15 protein-coding genes and 1 riboswitch are annotated in these 18,053 nt (G+C 68.0%); of the genes, 9 read left to right on the top strand and 6 right to left on the bottom strand.

The window, feature by feature from the left end:
* Nucleotides 1–192: 192 nt before the first annotated feature.
* The gene (locus Q0L89_RS09705; protein WP_296764370.1) at nucleotides 193–1,767 is read right to left on the bottom strand and encodes a 2-isopropylmalate synthase; all 1,575 of its coding nucleotides are present in this window, start codon (nucleotides 1,765–1,767) and stop codon (nucleotides 193–195) included.
* A gap of 256 nt (nucleotides 1,768–2,023) precedes the next feature.
* On the opposite strand from Q0L89_RS09705, the gene Q0L89_RS09710 reads away from it, so the two are divergent.
* On the top strand, nucleotides 2,024–2,683 hold the full coding sequence (locus Q0L89_RS09710) for an SDR family NAD(P)-dependent oxidoreductase (protein ID WP_296764372.1): 660 nt from the start codon (nucleotides 2,024–2,026) through the stop codon (nucleotides 2,681–2,683).
* Nucleotides 2,684–2,770: 87 nt separating this feature from the next.
* On the top strand, nucleotides 2,771–3,103 hold the full coding sequence (locus tag Q0L89_RS09715) for a hypothetical protein (protein ID WP_296764373.1): 333 nt from the start codon (nucleotides 2,771–2,773) through the stop codon (nucleotides 3,101–3,103).
* 21 nt (nucleotides 3,104–3,124) lie between these two features.
* Here Q0L89_RS09715 and Q0L89_RS09720 read toward each other — a convergent pair whose 3' ends face one another.
* Complete coding sequence (locus Q0L89_RS09720) at nucleotides 3,125–4,540, bottom strand: 2-isopropylmalate synthase (RefSeq protein WP_296764375.1); 1,416 nt, start codon at nucleotides 4,538–4,540, stop codon at nucleotides 3,125–3,127.
* A gap of 163 nt (nucleotides 4,541–4,703) precedes the next feature.
* Here Q0L89_RS09720 and Q0L89_RS09725 point away from each other — a divergent pair, with 163 nt between their 5' ends.
* Nucleotides 4,704–6,356: an NAD+ synthase gene (locus Q0L89_RS09725; RefSeq protein WP_296764376.1), complete on the top strand. Its 1,653-nt coding sequence runs from the start codon at nucleotides 4,704–4,706 to the stop codon at nucleotides 6,354–6,356.
* A 7-nt stretch (nucleotides 6,357–6,363) separates the two neighbouring features.
* On the opposite strand, the gene Q0L89_RS09730 is transcribed toward Q0L89_RS09725, so the two are convergent.
* Together Q0L89_RS09730 and Q0L89_RS09735 are read right to left on the bottom strand one after the other, a co-directional pair.
* Nucleotides 6,364–6,762: a metallopeptidase family protein gene (locus Q0L89_RS09730; RefSeq protein WP_296764379.1), complete on the bottom strand. Its 399-nt coding sequence runs from the start codon at nucleotides 6,760–6,762 to the stop codon at nucleotides 6,364–6,366.
* Between the two features lie 163 nt (nucleotides 6,763–6,925).
* A complete protein-coding gene (locus Q0L89_RS09735) occupies nucleotides 6,926–7,846 on the bottom strand; it encodes an MBL fold metallo-hydrolase (RefSeq protein ID WP_296764382.1) in 921 nt (306 codons plus the stop codon).
* Between the two features lie 117 nt (nucleotides 7,847–7,963).
* Between Q0L89_RS09735 and Q0L89_RS09740 the strand changes: the two genes are divergently transcribed.
* Both Q0L89_RS09740 and gltX read left to right on the top strand, forming a co-directional pair.
* Nucleotides 7,964–9,298, top strand: a complete 1,335-nt coding sequence (locus Q0L89_RS09740) for an MFS transporter (protein WP_296764384.1) — start codon at nucleotides 7,964–7,966, stop codon at nucleotides 9,296–9,298.
* A gap of 111 nt (nucleotides 9,299–9,409) precedes the next feature.
* The gene (gltX, locus tag Q0L89_RS09745) at nucleotides 9,410–10,735 is read left to right on the top strand and encodes a glutamate--tRNA ligase (RefSeq protein WP_296764385.1); all 1,326 of its coding nucleotides are present in this window, start codon (nucleotides 9,410–9,412) and stop codon (nucleotides 10,733–10,735) included.
* Nucleotides 10,736–10,858: 123 nt separating this feature from the next.
* Here gltX and Q0L89_RS09750 read toward each other — a convergent pair whose 3' ends face one another.
* Nucleotides 10,859–11,425, bottom strand: a complete 567-nt coding sequence (locus Q0L89_RS09750) for a gamma-glutamylcyclotransferase family protein (RefSeq protein ID WP_296764388.1) — start codon at nucleotides 11,423–11,425, stop codon at nucleotides 10,859–10,861.
* A gap of 95 nt (nucleotides 11,426–11,520) precedes the next feature.
* On the opposite strand from Q0L89_RS09750, the gene Q0L89_RS09755 reads away from it, so the two are divergent.
* From Q0L89_RS09755 to gcvP, 4 genes are all read left to right on the top strand, one after another.
* Nucleotides 11,521–11,967 carry an Rrf2 family transcriptional regulator gene (locus tag Q0L89_RS09755; protein WP_296764390.1) on the top strand — a complete coding sequence of 149 codons (447 nt, stop codon included), beginning with the start codon at nucleotides 11,521–11,523 and terminating at the stop codon, nucleotides 11,965–11,967.
* A gap of 63 nt (nucleotides 11,968–12,030) precedes the next feature.
* Nucleotides 12,031–12,117: riboswitch (glycine riboswitch) on the top strand.
* A 165-nt stretch (nucleotides 12,118–12,282) separates the two neighbouring features.
* Nucleotides 12,283–13,407, top strand: a complete 1,125-nt coding sequence (gene gcvT / locus Q0L89_RS09760; RefSeq protein WP_296764393.1) for a glycine cleavage system aminomethyltransferase GcvT — start codon at nucleotides 12,283–12,285, stop codon at nucleotides 13,405–13,407.
* A 33-nt stretch (nucleotides 13,408–13,440) separates the two neighbouring features.
* Nucleotides 13,441–13,797, top strand: coding sequence for a glycine cleavage system protein GcvH (gcvH, locus tag Q0L89_RS09765; protein WP_296764394.1), 357 nt, complete (start codon nucleotides 13,441–13,443; stop codon nucleotides 13,795–13,797).
* Nucleotides 13,798–13,909: 112 nt separating this feature from the next.
* Complete coding sequence (gcvP, locus tag Q0L89_RS09770) at nucleotides 13,910–16,759, top strand: aminomethyl-transferring glycine dehydrogenase (RefSeq protein WP_296764397.1); 2,850 nt, start codon at nucleotides 13,910–13,912, stop codon at nucleotides 16,757–16,759.
* A gap of 109 nt (nucleotides 16,760–16,868) precedes the next feature.
* Here gcvP and Q0L89_RS09775 read toward each other — a convergent pair.
* Nucleotides 16,869–18,053, bottom strand: a 1,185-nt coding sequence (locus tag Q0L89_RS09775) for an FtsX-like permease family protein (protein WP_296764399.1), incomplete at its 5' end; no start/stop codon positions are given.

The raw sequence follows: 18,053 nt of genomic DNA on the forward strand, positions 1-18,053 counted from the left end.
CTACCGGCGCGCGGGTTGAGGATGCGGGCGCCTCCGGCGGGAGTATTTCTGGAAAGATGAAGCGGTTGTCGAACCGGCTGCCCCGGGGCTTCTTCTGGCCAAAAACATCCCGGGGGAGGCGCGCGCGAAGCGCGCGGCGGGGGCAGAGCCCCCAACCCCGGCCCCGGCTTTGCGGGTGTCGCGCCTCCCGCCTCAGCCCGCGTCCTTGTAGCTGACGGCGCGGGTGTCCTCTCCGGGGGCGGATTTCTCGCGCCGCACCAGCAGGCGGTTGAGCGCGTTGACATAGGCGCGCGCGCTGGCCACCACGGTATCGGTGTCGGCCGACTGGCCGGTGACGATGCGGCCCTCTTCCTCCATCCTTACGCTGACGGTGGCCTGGGCGTCGGTGCCTTCGGTCACCGCGTGGACCTGGTAGAGTTGCAGGTGTGCGTCGTGCGGGAACAGCGCCTTGACGGCGTTGAAGGCGGCATCGACGGGGCCGTCGCCGGTTTCGCGCGCGGTCTTTCCGGTGCCGTCGATGACCATTTCCAACTCGGCCTCGGCCGGGCCGCCGGTGCCGCACACGACGCGCAGCGACTTGATCTGGAGCCGGTCGTTTTCCGGGTCGTCGCCGGCATGGACAAGCGCGATCAGGTCTTCGTCGTAGACTTCTTTCTTGCGATCGGCGAGATCCTTGAAGCGGGCGAAGATATCGGCCAACTGGTTATCGGCCATATCGAAGCCCAGCTCGTGCAGCTTGGCGCGCAACGCGGCGCGGCCCGAATGCTTGCCCATCACCAGGCTGGTTTCGGCCAGGCCGATATCCGCGGGGCGCATGATCTCGAAGGTTTCGGCGTTCTTGAGCATCCCGTCCTGGTGGATGCCGGATTCGTGGGCGAAGGCGTTCTTGCCGACGATGGCCTTGTTGAACTGCACCGGGAAGCCCGAAACGGTGGCAACGCGGCGGCTGATGTTCATGATCCTGGTGCTGTCCACCCGCGTGTGCCACGGCATGATGTCGTGGCGCACCTTGAGGGCCATCACTACCTCTTCCAGCGCGGTATTGCCGGCACGTTCGCCCAGCCCGTTGATTGTGCATTCGATCTGGCGCGCGCCGCCTTCGACGGCGGCCAGCGCGTTGGCCGTGGCCATGCCCAGATCGTTGTGGCAGTGGGTCGCGAAGACGATCTCGCCGGCGCCCGGCACTTCGGCGATCAACCGGCGGATCAGGTCGGCCGATTCCACCGGCGCGGTATAGCCCACCGTATCGGGAATGTTGATGGTGGTGGCACCGGCCCTGATGGCGATCTCGACGACCCGCTTGAGGTAATCCCATTCGGTGCGGGTGGCGTCCATCGGCGACCATTGCACGTTGTCGCACAGGTTGCGCGCGTGGCTGACCGTTTCATGGATGCGATCGGCCATCTCGTCCTGGGTGAGGTTCGGGATCGCGCGGTGCAGCGGCGAGGTGCCGATGAAGGTGTGGATGCGGGGCCGGTGGGCGTGTTTCACCGCCTCCCAGCAGCGGTCGATATCCTTGGGGTTGGCGCGCGCCAGCCCGCAGATCACCGCCTGTTTCGAGCGTTCGGCGATGTCCCTGACGGCCTTGAAGTCGCCCTCGGAGGAGATCGGAAAGCCCGCTTCGATAATGTCCACGCCCATGTCGTCGAGCATCTCGGCGATTTCCAGTTTCTCGGCATGGGTCATGGTGGCGCCGGGCGATTGTTCGCCGTCGCGCAGCGTCGTGTCGAAGATCAAGACGCGGTCTTGTTCAGGAATCTGGGTCATGGTGACAACTCTGGTCTGGAAAATCTGCTAAGGGTGGCGGGGCGCGAAGGGCACATCCTCTGAGCGGTCGCGCCGGGGTGGCACGCTCAGAGGCGGCTTAGCAGAAGCAGGGCACCGGGCAGGGCGCCGGCGGCGCGCGCACAAGTCGCGATATGGCCCGTCTGTGTCATGGGGGCAGCATATACATCCTGCGGGGCAAATGAAAAGCGCGAATTTTCCGGTTGAACGCACTGCGCGTGCGGCTAGGTCGCCTGCAATGGACAGGGCATTGGTCATCGGCGCCTCGGGCGGGATTGGCGCGGCCATCGCGGCCGAACTCGGCGCGCGGGGCTACGCCGTCACGGGCCTGTCGCGGGCGCAAGACGGGCTGGAGGTCACCGACCCGGCGGCCATCGAGGGCGCACTATCGCCGCTCGACGGGCCGTTCGCGCGCATCGTCGTTGCCACCGGCACGCTGGCCGATGGCGGCGCCCCGGAAAAATCCCTGGACGCGATAGATGCCGCGCGCATGGCGCGGGTCATGGCGGTCAACGCGATCGGGCCGGCGCTGATCCTGGGTCATGTGGGGCGGCTGTTGCCGCGCGATTCGCGCGCCGTGGTGGGGGTGCTGTCGGCGCGCGTGGGCTCGATCGGCGACAACCGCATGGGCGGATGGCATTCCTACCGGGCCTCGAAGGCGGCGTTGAACCAGGTCGTGCGCGGCGCAGCAATCGAGATCGGGCGCCAGCGCCGGCAGGCCATCGTCGTGGCGCTGCACCCCGGCACCGTCGAGACGCCGTTCACCGCCGGTTATCCGGGCCATGCCAAGGTGGCGCCCGGCCATGCGGCGGCCAGGTTGTGCGAGGTGATGGACGGGTTGAACCGCCGCCAGAACGGTGGGTTCCTCGACTATGCGAGCGAGCCGATCCCGTGGTAGGGTGCCTGATCGCGGCGCTGGGCGATCAGCTTTCGCCCGACATCGCGGCGCTTTCCCGGCAATTTCGGCACCCTGCGCCCGGTCGGCTTGGCGGTGACACGGGCGCAGGCGCTGGAGGCATTCGGTGACTATCAGGGCGCGATGGTGCAGGGCGACGCTTATGTGCATCATTCGGTGATTCCGCCGAATTTGAACATCGGCCTGCTGGACCCTGTGGATACTTGTCGCCATGTGGTTGAAGAATGGCAAGCCGAACGGGCGCCGGGGCGTGCCCGTTCAACCTGCCATACTGGCATTTCCGCCCGCCACCGCGACCGGCTTGTCAGCAACCCGCGGATGGGGCCGGTCTGCCGCACCTGGGAAAGGATGCCCGGGGGCGACGCGATCCTCGGCCGGCTGTCGGCGGGCGAGGTGGTCTGAGGCCCGTGGCAGTGGTGCGCGTCACTCCTCCAGCAGGGCGCCGTTCTGCCACTGGCCGCTGGCCTCCTGCCCATCGGCATAGCGCATCGTGCCCGATCCCTGCCGCTTGCCGTTCTCGAACATGCCCTCGTAGACATCGCCGTTGGAATAGGTGGCCACGCCCTTGCCGCTGATCTCGCCCTGTTTCCATTCGCCCTCGTAGACGAAGCTTTCGTCGGTTTCGGTCTCGGGGTTGTCGGGGATCACGATCTTGCCCTGGCCATGGCGCTGACCGTTGGCGAACTGACCCTCGTAGACGGTGCCGTCGGGATAGGTGGCGGTGCCTTGGCCGTGGCGCTGGCCGTCCTGCCACTCGCCCTCGTAGCGGTAGCCATCGGGGTAGGTCATCACGCCGGTGCCGTGGTTCTTGGCATCCTTGAATTCGCCCTCGTAGACCAGACCGCTGGCATAGGTGGCCACGCCCTCGCCTTCGATCACGCCGGCGCGCCACTCGCCCTCGTAGGTCGAGCCGTCGGGATAGGTGATCTTGCCGGTGCCGTCGGGCTGGCCGTCGCGGAACTGGCCGACATAGACTGACCCGTCGGGGTAGGTGACGCGGCCCTGGCCCTCGATCTCGCCGGCAACCCAGCCGCCCTCGTAGACGTAGCCGTCGGCGCCGGTGAAGGTGCCCTGGCCGTGGCGGTTGTCGTCCTTGAACTCGCCTTCGTAGACATCGCCGTTGGCATAGGTGACGCGGCCCTCGCCCTGCCGGCGGCCATTGACCAGGTCACCCTCGTAGACATCGCCGTTGGGCTGGATCAGCCGGCCCTTGCCGTTGATCTGTCCGCCTTCCCATGTGCCTTCGTAGATCATCCCGTCGGGCATGGTCAGCTTGCCCTCGCCCGCGCGGGTGCCGCCCTGCACCTCGCCCTCGTAGACCGAGCCGTCGGGGTATGTGATCGTCGCCTCGCCTTCCTTGACGCCATTCACCCAGTCGCCTTCATAGGCATAGCTGCTGGGCGATTCCATCACCCCCTGACCGTGATGCATGGCGTTGCGAAAGCCGCCCTCGTAGCGCACGCCGTTGGCATAGACGGCCACGCCCTGGCCGCTGATCTTGCCGTTCTCCCACTCGCCTTCATAGGTGCCGCCATCGGGGAAGACGATCTTGCCGATGCCCTCGGGTTTGCCGTTGGCGAATTCGCCCTCGTAGACCGATCCGTTGGGAAACCGCGCCACGCCCTGGCCGCGGATCTCGCCATTGACCCATTCGCCGGTATACTCGTACCCGTTGGGCAACGTGTAGGTGCCGGTGCCGTGCTGCAATCCGTTCTTGAAGGTGCCCTCGTAGACGCCGCCATCGTCGTATTGCTTGGTCTGGACCGTGCCGTCCTGCGCCAGAGCCGGTGCCGCAATGGCCACACCCACCAGACCCGAAATCAACAATGATGTCCGCATTCTCGCCATGTCCCACCCTGCTGTGCCGCGGGTTTTCGAACGGCACTCTTTGCCGAAAACCTAATCGACGCACCGGCGGGGGGCAACGTATTTTCCCCAAATCGGCTTCCCCTCGCCACCCGATCTGCTAGATCATGCCGCCAAGGCAAACAGGAGACAGCCGATGGCCGACAGGTTCCGCCTCACGCTGGCACAGCTCAACCCCACGGTGGGCGATATCGATGGCAACGCCGCGCAGGCCCGCGCCGCCTGGGAAGCCGCCCGTGCGGCGGGGGCCGACATGCTGGCACTGCCCGAGATGTTCATCACCGGCTACGACTGCCAGGACCTGGTGCGCAAGCCCGCCTTTCACCAGGCGGCCCTGGCGGCGGTCGAGCGGCTGGCCGCGGATTGCGCGGATGGCCCGGCCATCGGCATCGGTGGTCCCTACATGGTGGGCGCGAGCCTATACAACGCGTGGTTCATCCTGTCGGGCGGCCGCGTCGCCCACGTCGTGCGCAAGCATCACCTGCCCAATGATGGCATTTTCGACGAGGCGCGTGTGTTCGCCCCGGCCGATCCGGGCGGGCCCTACAGCGTCGGTCCGCTGCGCATCGGCACGCCGGTGTGCGAGGATGCCTGGCACGACGATGTGACCGAGACGCTGGAGGAAACCGGCGCCGAACTGCTGCTGGTGCCCAATGGCAGCCCCTATTCGCGGGGCCGGCTGGAGATGCGCCAGGCGATGATGGTGGCGCGGGTGGTCGAGACCGGGCTGCCGCTGGTCTATCTCAACATGGTCGGCGGGCAGGACGACCAGGTTTTCGACGGTGCCTCCTTCGTGCTCAACCCCGGTGGCGCGCTGGCGGTTCAGATGCCTCCCTTTGACGCCGACCTCGCGCATGTCGATTTTACCCGCACGCCCGAGGGCTGGCACGCGGCGCAGGGTGACAAGGCCCATATCCCCGACACCTTGGAGCAGGATTACCGCGCCATGGTCGAGGCGTTGCGCGACTATTGCCGCAAGACCGGCTTTGCCCGCGTGCTGCTTGGCCTGTCGGGCGGTATCGACAGCGCCCTGGTGGCTGCCATCGCGGTCGATGCGCTGGGCGCCGAAAACGTGCGCTGTGTCATGCTGCCGTCGGATTACACGTCCGATGCCTCGCTCGAAGACGCGCAGGCGGTGGCCGTCAACCTGGGCGTACAGTACGACACGCTGCCCATCGGGCCGGCCAACGCCGCGGTGGGTGAGACGCTGGCGCCGCTGTTCGCCGGGCGCGACGCCGACGTGACCGAGGAAAACATCCAGTCGCGCCTGCGCGGGCTGCTGCTGATGGCGCTGTCCAACAAGTTCGGCGAGATGCTGCTGACCACCGGCAACAAGTCCGAGGTGGCGGTCGGCTATGCCACGATCTACGGCGACATGGCCGGTGGCTATAACCCGATCAAGGATCTCTACAAGACCCGCGTCTTCGCCGTCAGCCGGTGGCGCAACGGTGCCCATCGCGCCTGGATGGCGGGGCCGGCGGGCACGGTGATTCCGCCGCGCATCATCGAAAAGCCCCCCAGCGCCGAACTGCGCCCCGATCAGAAGGATGCCGACAGCCTGCCGCCCTATGACGAACTGGACGCCATTCTGGAACTGCTGGTGGATCACGACGCCTCGGTCACCGATTGCGTCGCAGCGGGCCACGACCGCGACACCGTCAAGAAGATAGAGCACCTGCTTTACATCAGCGAATACAAGCGGTTCCAGTCGGCACCGGGCACCCGGCTGAGCCCGCACGCCTTCTGGCGCGACCGCCGCTACCCGATCGTCAACCGCTGGCGCGACTGAGGCGGGCTCACTCCCACCACCGGTCGATGGCGGCGATGTCGTCGTCGGACCAGCCGAAGAAATGCGCCAGTTCATGCACGACGACGTTGGTCACAAGGTCCGACAGGTCGACATCGCCGCGGTCATGCCACTCAGACATGATCGGGGCCACGAACAGCCAGATCGTGTCGGGTGTCGGGCTTGGGTAGCTGACCGATTTATGCGTCAGCGGCACGCCTTCGTAGAGGCCCGTCAGCGTCATCGGGTCGTGCAGGCCCAGATCGCGCAGCATCTGGGCGTCGGGCATGTCGGCGATGCGCAACTGCACCTCGCGCGCGCGGCCGCGGAACGGCTCGGGCAACTCGGCGATGGCCCTGCGGGCAAGCTTGGCGATGTGGTTTCGGTCGTGCCGGGTGCCGTGTGTCATGCCGGGCATATGCATCTGTGCGCGACAAAAGGGAAGGGGCGCGCGGGGGTGTCGGTTCGGGTGCCTGCAAAGCGCTCGTTCCGGCCCTTGGCGGTAGCAGCCGCCATCGTTGCCGGACTGCACCCCGATGTGTACGGGGTAAACCCGCCGCCGCGCCCGCCCTCTACAGCATCATCTGATAGCTGGTGGGCACATAGGCATAGCCGCCACCCTGCCGGTCGACAAAGCCGGTGCCGGGCCAGGGCATGTGGTAGCCCACGAACGGGATTTGGTCGGTCGCCAGCATGTCCAGCAGCCGGTGCCGCGTGGCGGCGGCGGCGGCCTTGTCCATGTCGAACCTGACCTCCCAGTCGGGATGGGCCAGCGACCAGACGTAGTGATTGGCGAAATCCACCGCCAGCAGCAGCGATTGCCCTTCGCTTTCCAGCATGTAGGCCATGTGGCCCGGCGTGTGCCCGAAGGCCGCCATGGCGGTGATGCCGGGCGTCACCGCGTCGCCGTCGCCGATCATCGTCATCCGCTCGGCCAGCGGGCGCACCTTGGCCTCGAACCCGTCGTTGCCCATGGCCGCCCACGCGTCGAACTCGACCGCGCCGGTGACGTAGCGCGCGTTGGCGAATGTTTCGCTGTCGCCCTCGCGCAGCCCGCCGATATGGTCGGGATGCATGTGGGTGATCACCACCACGTCCACCTGTTCGGCGGTGTAACCGGCGGCCTCCAGCGCGGCCGTGATGCCGCCCCGGTTCAGCCCGGTGTCGAACAACACCAGTTGTTCGCCGGTGTTGACCACCGTCGGCGTGAAGAAGAACTGCGCCGCGTCGGTGGGCAGCTTGGCGGCGGCCGAGACGCGGGCGAATTCCGCGTCGCCGACGTTGAGCCCGAAGATCGAATGCGGGTCGGGCCGGGTCATGGTTCCGGCAAGCAGGGTGGTCACCTCGAATCCGCCCAGCACGAACCGGCGGTAGGGCGGCAGGCCGCTTCCCAGCATCGGCGCGGCGGCGCGCGCCAGCCCCGGCGCGGCGAATGGCAGCGCGGCTGCGCCTGCGGTGGTCAGAACGGTGCGGCGTGTTATGTGTCGGGTCATCGCAATACTCCCTGTTAATGGGTTGAAGTTTATAGCAGGGAGAGCCGGCGTCCAAGGTTTCACGCGATCGTGACCGGATGCTGGACCCGCCGCGCCCGATAGCTTAACAGCCACCGCATGTTCGCGATCCTCACCAACCGCACCTATGCCGCGTTGTTCTCGGCGCAGGTCGTTGCGCTGCTGGGCACCGGGCTGCTGAGCGTGGCGCTGGGGCTTCTGGCCTATGACCTGGCCGGCGCGCGCGCCGGCCTCGTGCTGGGGACAGCGTTCACCATCAAGATGGTGTGTTACGTGGGGCTGTCGCCGCTTGCCCAGGCGTTGGCGCAGCGACTGCCGCGCAAGCCGGTCCTGGTGGGGGCGGACCTGGTCCGCGTCGGTATTGCCCTGTGCCTGCCTTTCGTCACCGAAGTCTGGCAGATTTACGTGCTGATCTTTCTGCTGCAATCGGCGTCGGCCACCTTCACCCCTTCCTACCAGGCCACCTTGCCCGACGTGCTGACCGACGCGCGCGACTACACCCGCGCATTGTCGCTTTCACGGCTGGCTTACGATCTTGAAAACCTCACCAGCCCGGCGCTTGCCGCGCTGCTGCTGACGGTCACCGGGTACAGCACCCTTTTCACCGGCACGGCGGTCGGCTTCGCCGGGTCGGCGCTGCTCATCGGGCTGACGGCGGTGCCGCCGCTCGATCCGTCGGCGGGGGCGCGCCCGTTCCGCGAGCGGTTGACGCGCGGCGCGCGCATCTACCTCGCCACGCCGCGGCTGCGCGGGCTGCTGGCGCTCAACCTGGCGGCGGCCGCGGCCGGGGCCTTCGTGCTGGTCAACACGGTGGTGCTGGTGCGTGGGCAGATGGGCGGCAGCGAGGCCGACCTGGCGCTTGCCATGGCGGCCTTCGGCGCCGGATCGATGACCGCGGCACTGGCGCTTCCGCGCCTGCTGGAGCGGCTGGGCGACCGCCCGGTGATGCTGGCGGGCGCGCAGGGGGCGGTGCTGGTCTGCTTTGGCTTTGCGGCGCAGATCGCGCTGGCGGGGTTGCCGCCATGGTCGGCCTTCCTGGCAGTCTGGGCGGTGCTGGGCGCGTGCTATGCCTCGGTGCTTACGCCGTCGGGGCGGCTGCTGCGCCGCTCCGCCCACCCCGAGGACCGGCCGGCGGTCTTTGCCGCGCAATTCGCGCTCAGCCATGCCTGCTGGTTGCTGACCTACCCGCTGGCCGGGTGGGCGGGAGACGCGCTGGGCATGGCCGCCGCGCTGGCGCTGCTCGGCGGCCTGGCGGCGCTGGGGGTGATCGCCGCGCGCCGCCTTTGGCCGGCAGGCCTGCCGCGCGAGATCGTGCACGATCACCCGGACCTGCCCGCCGATCACCCGCACCTGCGCACCCATGGCGGGCCAGGGTGGCATGCCCATGCCGTCGTCATCGACGACGACCACCCGGTATGGCCGTCGCGACGCTGAGTGCGCGCGCGGCGCGCGCCGGGAAGGACAGCTTGCGCCGCTCCGGTGGCCAATCTGGACAAACCCCCGCGCCTGTGACATTGCCGCTTGCGGATATCTGGAGCCCCGATAATGACCACCACCCGTTTCGCCCCTTCGCCCACCGGCCATATCCATGTTGGCAACCTGCGCACCGCGCTGATGAACTACTTCATCGCCCGCAAGGCCGGCGGCACCTTCATCCTGCGCATCGACGACACCGACCAGGCGCGGTCGAAACAGGAATACATCGACCAGATCCAGCGCGACCTGGAGTGGCTGGGCCTGGAATGGGACCGGATCGAATACCAGTCGAATCGGTTGGACCGCTACGCAGCCGCCGCCGACCGGCTGCGCGACATGGGCCGGTTTTATGAATGTTTCGAGACGCCGGCGGAACTGGACCTCAAGCGCAAGAAGCAGCTCAACATGGGGCGCCCGCCGGTCTATGACCGCGCCGCGCTGGAGCTGCCGGATGAGGAACGCGATGCGCTGCGCGCGGCGCGCGGGGGCTACTGGCGCTTCAAGCTGGACCACGAGCGGATCGCGTGGAATGATGGCATCCTCGGGCCGACCTCGATCGACGCGGCCAGCGTGAGCGACCCGGTGCTGATCCGCGCCGACGGGCAGGTACTATACACGCTGGCCTCGGTCGTGGACGATGTCGAGATGGGCATCACCGACGTGGTGCGTGGTGCCGACCACGTCACCAACACCGCCACGCAGATACAGATCATCCGCGCGCTGGATGGCGCGGTGCCGCAATTCGCGCATCATTCGCTGCTGACCGGTCCGCACGGCGAGGCGCTGTCGAAACGCCTCGGCGCGCTGTCGATCAGGGATCTGCGCGCCCAGGGCATCGAACCGATGGCGTTGCTGTCGCTGATGGCGCGGTTGGGGTCAAGCGACCCGGTGGAACTGCGCGGCAGTATCGACGAACTGGTCGCGGGGTTCGACATCACCCGCTTCGGCGCCGCGCCCACCAAGTTCGATGAGCGCGACCTGTGGCCGCTGACCGCGCGGCACCTGCAAGGGCTGGACCTGGCGGACGTGGCCGACGATATCGCCGCGCTGGGGGTGCCCGATGCGCTGGCGGCGCGGTTCTGGGCGGTCACCCGCGAGAACATCACCACCCGCGCCGACCTGCGCGCCTGGTGGGAGATGTGCCGAGACGGCGCCGAGCCGGCGATCGACGACGAGGACCGCGACTTCGTCGCCCGCGCGATGGCATTGTTGCCCGATCCGCCCTTCGACGAGACCACCTGGGCGGAGTGGACGGCGCGCGTCAAGGAGGCCACCGGCCGCAAGGGGCGGGGCCTGTTCATGCCGTTGCGCAAGGCGTTGACGGGGCAGAGCCACGGCCCCGAGATGGCGCAACTGATGCCGCTGTTGCAGAAAGTGCGCGCGCGGCAGGACTGATGGCGGGCCGGGCAGGGGGCACCGCCCCGCCGCGCAGGTTTTCATCATTCCCGAAATACTCCCGCCGGAGGCGCCCGCCCTTTCGAGGTGCGCCGAGGGTGGGCTGTGTCCCCGGGCAGGCATCTAGGCAGAGATGATCCGGACCTCGCGGGCGGCGAGCGCCACGTCGACCAGCCGCGTCTCGGCGCGATCAAGATTCTGGTGGCGCGGGTAGCGCGGCGCGGCACGGTCGTCGAGCACCGGCGCATCCCAGCCATCGGTGGTGTCGAAGAAATGCGCCGCGCCCTCGGGCCCGTATTCGCGCACGAACCCCTGCACCACCACGTCGAGGTAGCTCAGCAGGATCGGGTGCGTGGCGGCCGGCGTGCCGTGCTTGCCTTCGGGGATGACGTAAAGCGCGACGTCCGGTGCGTCGGGCAGCGGATGGTCGATCTCGCCCCGGGCGGCGACGCGGTCGTAGCCGTGTTCGCGCGCATCCAGCGCCCGCCAGTCGCCACCCGGCACCGGTGCCATCAACCCGCGGATGGCGCTGCCCGGCGCGCGGTGCACGGTGAGGAAGGCGACCGGTCTGATCGGTGTGTGCCGCCAGACCCGCCGCCAGCCGCGCGCGGTGGCCGGGTGGGCATTCGTATAGGCGTGCGTGGCACGGTTGACCAGCGAACCGTAGCCGAAGAAAAACGCATCCCTCATGCAGCATTCCCGTCGCGCGTTTGATTCATGTCAATACATCACGCGCCGCTGGCGGGCACAATCGGGTATTCATCGGCCATGACAGGGGCGGACCATTGCGCATAACCAAGCGAACCAACCTTGCAATCCGCGTTTTGATGTTCTGCGGCGCGAACGCGGGTCGGCTTGTCACCAAGTCCGAGATCGCGCGGTGCTGCAACACTTCGGAGAATCACCTCGCGCAGGTGATCAACCAGTTGGGGCAGCTGGGCTATATCCGTACCCATCGCGGCCGCAACGGCGGCATCGAGCTGGCCCGCGACATGGCCCGGATCGAGATCGGCGAGATATTTCGCACGCTTGAATCCGGTGTCCCGATCGCCGAATGCTTCGCCGATGTCGACAATACCTGCCCGCTGGTCGAGGCCTGCCGGCTGAAACTGGCGGTGGCCGACGCGGCCGAGGCCTTTTATGCCCATCTCGACGGCGTCACGCTTGATGCGCTGGTGTGCGGCAACCATCGCCTGTTCGAGATCATGGCGCCGGTGAACTGTCGGGCCTGAGGCGGGCGCGACCGGCCCGGAAGCGACCACTTGTCTGGCGTTGACGACTCGGCTACACCCTAGGACGTCAGGTCGGGAGAACCGGTTCATCCGGTGCCGAAGGAGCAACCGCCCCGGAAACTCTCAGGCGACAGGGACCGCCCTGGCAGCAACACTCTGGAGAGAGGCGCGACTCATGGCGCGCCCGCCGAAGGGATAGCGATCTCAGGCGAACGGACAGAGGGGGCATCACGGTTTTCCGCAGTAACGCGGAAAACGCAAGATGCCGGGCGATGCACAGACGAATCGGCACGGCTTGAACTGGGAGAGACGTCGATGACGGACCTATTGCGCTTGCCGTTGCACGATCTGCACGTCGAGATGGGCGCGAAGATGGTGCCTTTCGCGGGGTACGAGATGCCGGTGCAATACCCCGCCGGCGTGATGGCCGAACATCGGCACACGCGTGCCCGCGCCGGCTTGTTCGATGTCAGCCACATGGGCCAGGTACGGCTGCGCGGCGCCGACTACGAGGCGGTCGCGCGCGCCATGGAGGCGCTGGTGCCGGTGGACCTGATCGGTCTGGGCGAGAACCGGCAGCGATACGGCTTTTTCACCAATGACGCCGGCGGGATCGAGGACGACCTGATGCTGGCCAATCGCGGCGATCACCTGTTCGTGGTGGTCAACGCGGCCTGCAAGCACGACGACATCGCGCTGATGCGCGCCGGCCTGGGTGGCGGCGCGACGGTCGAGGTGATCGAGGATCGCGCGCTGCTGGCGTTGCAGGGCCCCGACGCCGAGGCGGTGCTGGCGCCACTCAACGCGGGCGTGCGCGACATGCGGTTCATGGATGTGGCGACGCTGGACCTGGCCGGCGCCGAATGCTGGGTGTCGCGGTCGGGCTATACCGGCGAGGACGGGTTCGAGATTTCCGTGCCGGTGGCGGCGGCTGCGGCGCTGGCGCGCCGGCTGCTGGACGACGAGGCCGTCGAGCCCGTGGGCCTGGGCGCGCGCGACAGTCTGCGACTGGAGGCCGGGCTGTGCCTATACGGCCACGACATCGATGCCGACACCAGCCCCGTCGAGGCGGGGCTGACATGGGCCATTCAGAAGGTGCGCCGTTCGGGCGGGGCGCGCGCCGGCGGCTTTCCCGGTGCCGCGCGCATCCTGCGCGAGATCGAGGCCGGCGCGCGGCGCGTGCGCGTCGGGTTGCAACCCGAGGGCCGCGCGCCGATGCGCGACGGCGTGGTGCTGTTTGCCGGGGCCGACGGTGGCGAACCGGTGGGGCAGATCACCTCGGGCGGGTTCGGTCCCACGGTCGGTGCGCCGGTGGCGATGGGGTACCTGCCCACTGAGCTGGCCGCGACCGGCACCACCGTGTTCGGCGAACTTCGCGGCAAGCGACAGCCGGTAAAGGTGGCGCCGCTGCCGTTCGTGCCGGCCAATTTCAAGCGTTGACGATACCCGACACAACACAAGGGACGACAGGACATGAAGTTTACCGAAGATCATGAATGGCTGCGCGCCGAGGGCGACGTGGTGGTCGTGGGCATCACCGAGCACGCCAGTTCGCAACTGGGCGACGTGGTGTTCGTCGAGTTGCCGGAAGTGGGCACCAAGGTGGCCAGCGGCGACGAGATCGTGGTGATCGAAAGCGTCAAGGCAGCCAGCGACATCGCCGCGCCGCTTGACGGCGAGATCGTCGAGGTCAACGAGGCGATCGTGGACGAGCCCGGCAAGGTCAACGAGGATCCGCTGGGCGCGTGGTTCTTCAAGATGAAGATCGCCGATGCTGCGGCGCTGGATGCGTTCATGGACGAGGACGCCTACGAAACCTTCGTGGGCTGACGGACAGGGCCGGCAAGGCGGCGTGGTCCGCCTCCGGCGGGAGTATTTCCGGAAAGATGAAGGGCCGAGCTGCGCCGGGGGTGTGGCCGCGCCGCTATCAACGAGGTTCGAGATGCCGTTCAAGCCAACCGACTACCTGCCCTACGATTTTGCCAACCGCCGCCATATCGGGCCCTCGCCCGAGGAAATGGCGGACATGCTCGATGTGCTCGATGTCGGCGGGCTTGACGAGTTGATCGACCAGACCGTGCCCGAGGCCATCCGGCAGGCAGAACCGCTGGATTTCGGCAAGCCCGAATCAGAGCGCGGGCTGATGCATCACCTGCGCCGCGTGGCGGGGCGCAACAAGGAGATGACCTCGCTCATCGGGCAGGGCTATCACGGCACGCTGACGCCGCCGGCGATCCAGCGCAACGTGTTCGAGAACCCGGCCTGGTACACCGCCTACACGCCCTACCAGCCCGAGATCAGCCAGGGCCGGCTTGAGGCGCTGCTGAATTTCCAGACCATGGTCAGCGACCTGACCGGGTTGGAGATCGCCAATGCCTCGCTGCTGGACGAGGCGACCGCGGCGGCCGAGGCGATGACCATGGCGCAAAGGGTGGCCAAGTCGAAGGCACGGGCATTCTTTGTCGACGAGAACTGCCACCCGCAGAACATCGCGGTGATCCAGACCCGCGCCGCGCCGCTGGGGATCGAGGTGATCGTCGGCGCGCCCGAGGCGCTGGAGGCCGACAAGGTGTTCGGCGCGGTGTTCCAGTATCCCGGCACGCATGGCCACCTGCGCGATTTCACCGACCAGATCGCTGCCCTGCACGAGCAGAAGGCGATCGGCATCGTTATCGCCGATCCTCTGGCGCTGACGCTGCTGAAGGAGCCGGGCGCCATGGGCGCCGACATCGCCGTCGGCTCGACGCAGCGGTTCGGCGTGCCGATGGGCTATGGCGGCCCGCACGCCGCCTATATCGCCACCCGCGACGCTTACAAGCGGGCGCTGCCCGGGCGCATCGTCGGGGTCAGCATCGACAGCCACGGCAACCGCGCCTACCGGCTGGCGCTGCAGACGCGCGAGCAGCACATCCGCCGCGAGAAGGCCACCAGCAACGTGTGCACGGCGCAGGCGCTGCTGGCGGTGATGGCGTCGATGTACGCGGTGTTTCACGGGCCCATGGGGCTCAGGGCCATCGCGCAGCGCATTCACCGCAAGACCGAGCGCCTGGCGCACGGGCTGGAGGCGGCGGGCTTTGCCGTTGCGCCCGAGACGTTTTTCGACACCATCACCGTCGATGCGGGCGCGCGCCAGCAGCAGATCATGGCCGCGGCCCGCGACGAGGGCATCAACCTGCGCGCCGTGGGCGAAACCCGCATCGGTATCACCTTTGACGAGATGACCCGCCGCGCCACCACCGAGGCGGTCTGGCGCGCCTTCGGCATCGTCCGGCGCGACGATGACCTGGAGCATCGCTATCGCCTGCCCGAACCGCTGGTGCGGCAGAGCGATTACCTGACCCACCCGGTGTTTCACATGAACCGGGCCGAGACCGAGATGATGCGCTACATGCGGCGCCTGTCGGACCGCGACCTGGCGCTGGACCGGGCGATGATCCCGCTGGGATCGTGCACGATGAAGCTCAACGCGGCGGCCGAGATGATGCCGGTGAGCTGGCCGGAGTTCTCGCAGTTGCACCCTTTCGCGCCCGCCGACCAGGCCGAGGGCTATGCCGAGATGATCGACGATCGCAGCGCCAAGCTGTGCCAGATCACCGGCTACGCGGCGATTTCGATGCAGCCGAACAGCGGCGCGCAGGGCGAGTATGCCGGGCTGCTGACCATCTCCGCATGGCACCGCACCAACGGTCAGGGGCACCGCAATGTCTGCCTGATCCCGACCTCGGCGCACGGCACCAACCCGGCCAGCGCCCACATGGTGGGCTGGGACGTGGTGGCGGTGAAATCGGCCGAGAACGGCGATATAGACCTCGACGATTTCCGCGCCAAGGCCGAGGCGCATGCCGACAGCCTTGCCGCGTGCATGATCACCTATCCCTCGACCCACGGGGTGTTCGAGGAGACGGTGAAAGAGGTCTGCGACATCACCCATGAATTCGGCGGCCAGGTCTATATCGACGGGGCCAACCTGAATGCCATGGTGGGGCTGTCGCGGCCCGGTGACCTGGGCGGTGACGTGAGCCACCTGAACCTTCACAAGACGTTCTGTATTCCGCATGGCGGCGGCGGGCCCGGCATGGGGCCGATCGGCGTCAAGGAACACCTGGTGGCGCACCTGCCCGGCCATCCCGTGACCGGCGGCGCCCAGGGGCCGGTGGCCGCGGCGCCCTACGGCTCGCCCTCGCTGTTGCCGATCTCGTGGGCCTATTGCCTGATGATGGGGGGCGAGGGGCTGACCCAGGCCACCAGGGTGGCGATCCTCAACGCCAACTACATCGCCAAGCGGCTCGAGGGGGCCTATGACGTTCTGTTCAAGGGCCGTGGCGGCCGCGTGGCGCACGAATGCATCATCGACACGCGCCCCTTTGCCGACAGCGCCGGCGTCACCGTGGACGATATCGCCAAGCGGCTGATGGATTGCGGCTTTCACGCCCCCACGATGAGCTGGCCGGTGGCCGGCACGCTGATGGTCGAGCCCACCGAAAGCGAGACCAAGGCCGAGCTTGACCGCTTCATCGACGCCATGCTGGCCATCCGCGAGGAGATCCGCGCCATCGAGGACGGCCGTATGGACCGCGACAACAACCCGCTCAGGAACGCCCCGCACACGATGGAGGACCTGGTCAAGGAGTGGGATCGCCCCTATTCGCGCGAACAGGGCTGTTTCCCGCCCGGCGCTTTCCGTGTCGACAAGTATTGGCCCCCGGTGGGACGGGTCGACAACGCCTATGGCGATCGCCACTTGATGTGCACCTGCCCGCCGATGGAGGCATATTCGGAAGCCGCGGAATAGCCCACACGCGGTGCGGGCGAGCCCCGCCCTTGGTGTTGTGGGGACGCCCGGCGCGCCGGGTCGGCGGATAGTGGATGGCTTATTGCCAGAAGAAACCGGGCTGCGCGGGTTACTCGCGCGCCCGCAACACGGCGGCGGGGCGTTGCGACAGCGGCTGCCAGGCGAATGCCAGGCCCGCCAGCAGCGTGGCCAGCACGCCGCCCATGACGATGGCCAGCGCCGAGGGCCACATGACGGTGAACGCGGTTTCCATCACGAAGCGGCTGACCGCCCAACCGGCGGTGATGCCCGCGGCCAGCGCCACGATCCCTGCCGCCGCGCCCAGAAGTGCCGCGCGCAGCGCGAAGCTGAGCAGGATGCGCGCGCGCGTGGCGCCCAGCGTGCGCAGCACAGCGGCCTCGTAGGTGCGTGCCCCCTGTCCCGCGGCGGCGGCGCCGATCAGCACCATGAACCCGGTCAGCAGCGTCGCCGCCGCGCCCCACGAGGTGGCCGCCGCCAGCCCGCCCAGCAGATCGGAGACGCGCGCGATGGCGTCGCGCACCCGGATCGCGGTGACGTTGGGGAACATCTCGCCGATATCGCGAAGAATCGCCGCCTCGGCCTCGGGCGCGGCATAGACGGTGGCGATGAAGGTGTGCGGCGCGCCCGCGAGCGCCGATTGGTTCATCGCCAGGACGAACCCCATCCCCGCGGTCGAGAAATCGACCGCGCGCAGGCTGGTCAGGGTGCCGGTGATGTCGCGGCCCAGGATGTTGACGGTCAGCGTGACGCCCAGCTCCAGGCCCAGCTCGGCGGCCTCTTCGGCGGCAAAGCTGATCTGCGGCGGGCCGTCATAGCCCTGCCCCCACCATTCGCCGGCGGTGATGGTCGTGCCTTCGGGGCGGGCATCGGCATAGGTGATGCCACGATCGCCGCGTATCACCCAGTGATCGCCGGCCACCTCTTGCGCATTGCGGCCGTTGATGCGGGTGATGATGCCGCGCAGCATCGGCGCGCTGTTCATGCCGCTGACGGCGGGATCGCCCTCGATCCGGGCACGAAAGCCGCGCATCTGGTCTTTCTGGATGTCGACGAAGAAATAGGATGGGGCCACCTCGGGCAGATCGGTGGCGATGGCGCCGCGCAGGTTGCCGCTGATCTGGCCCACGGCGGCCAGCACCGACAGGCCCAGCCCCAGCGACAGCACCACCGACGCCGCCTCGCCGCGCTGCCCGCCGATTGCCGCCATCGCCCAGCGCAGCGCCGGCCGGCCGTGCGCGGCACCGGTGCGCAGGCGGCGCGACAGCGCCCGCAC

The organism is Sediminimonas sp. (assembly GCF_024637375.1).
Taxonomy (GTDB): domain Bacteria; phylum Pseudomonadota; class Alphaproteobacteria; order Rhodobacterales; family Rhodobacteraceae; genus Sediminimonas.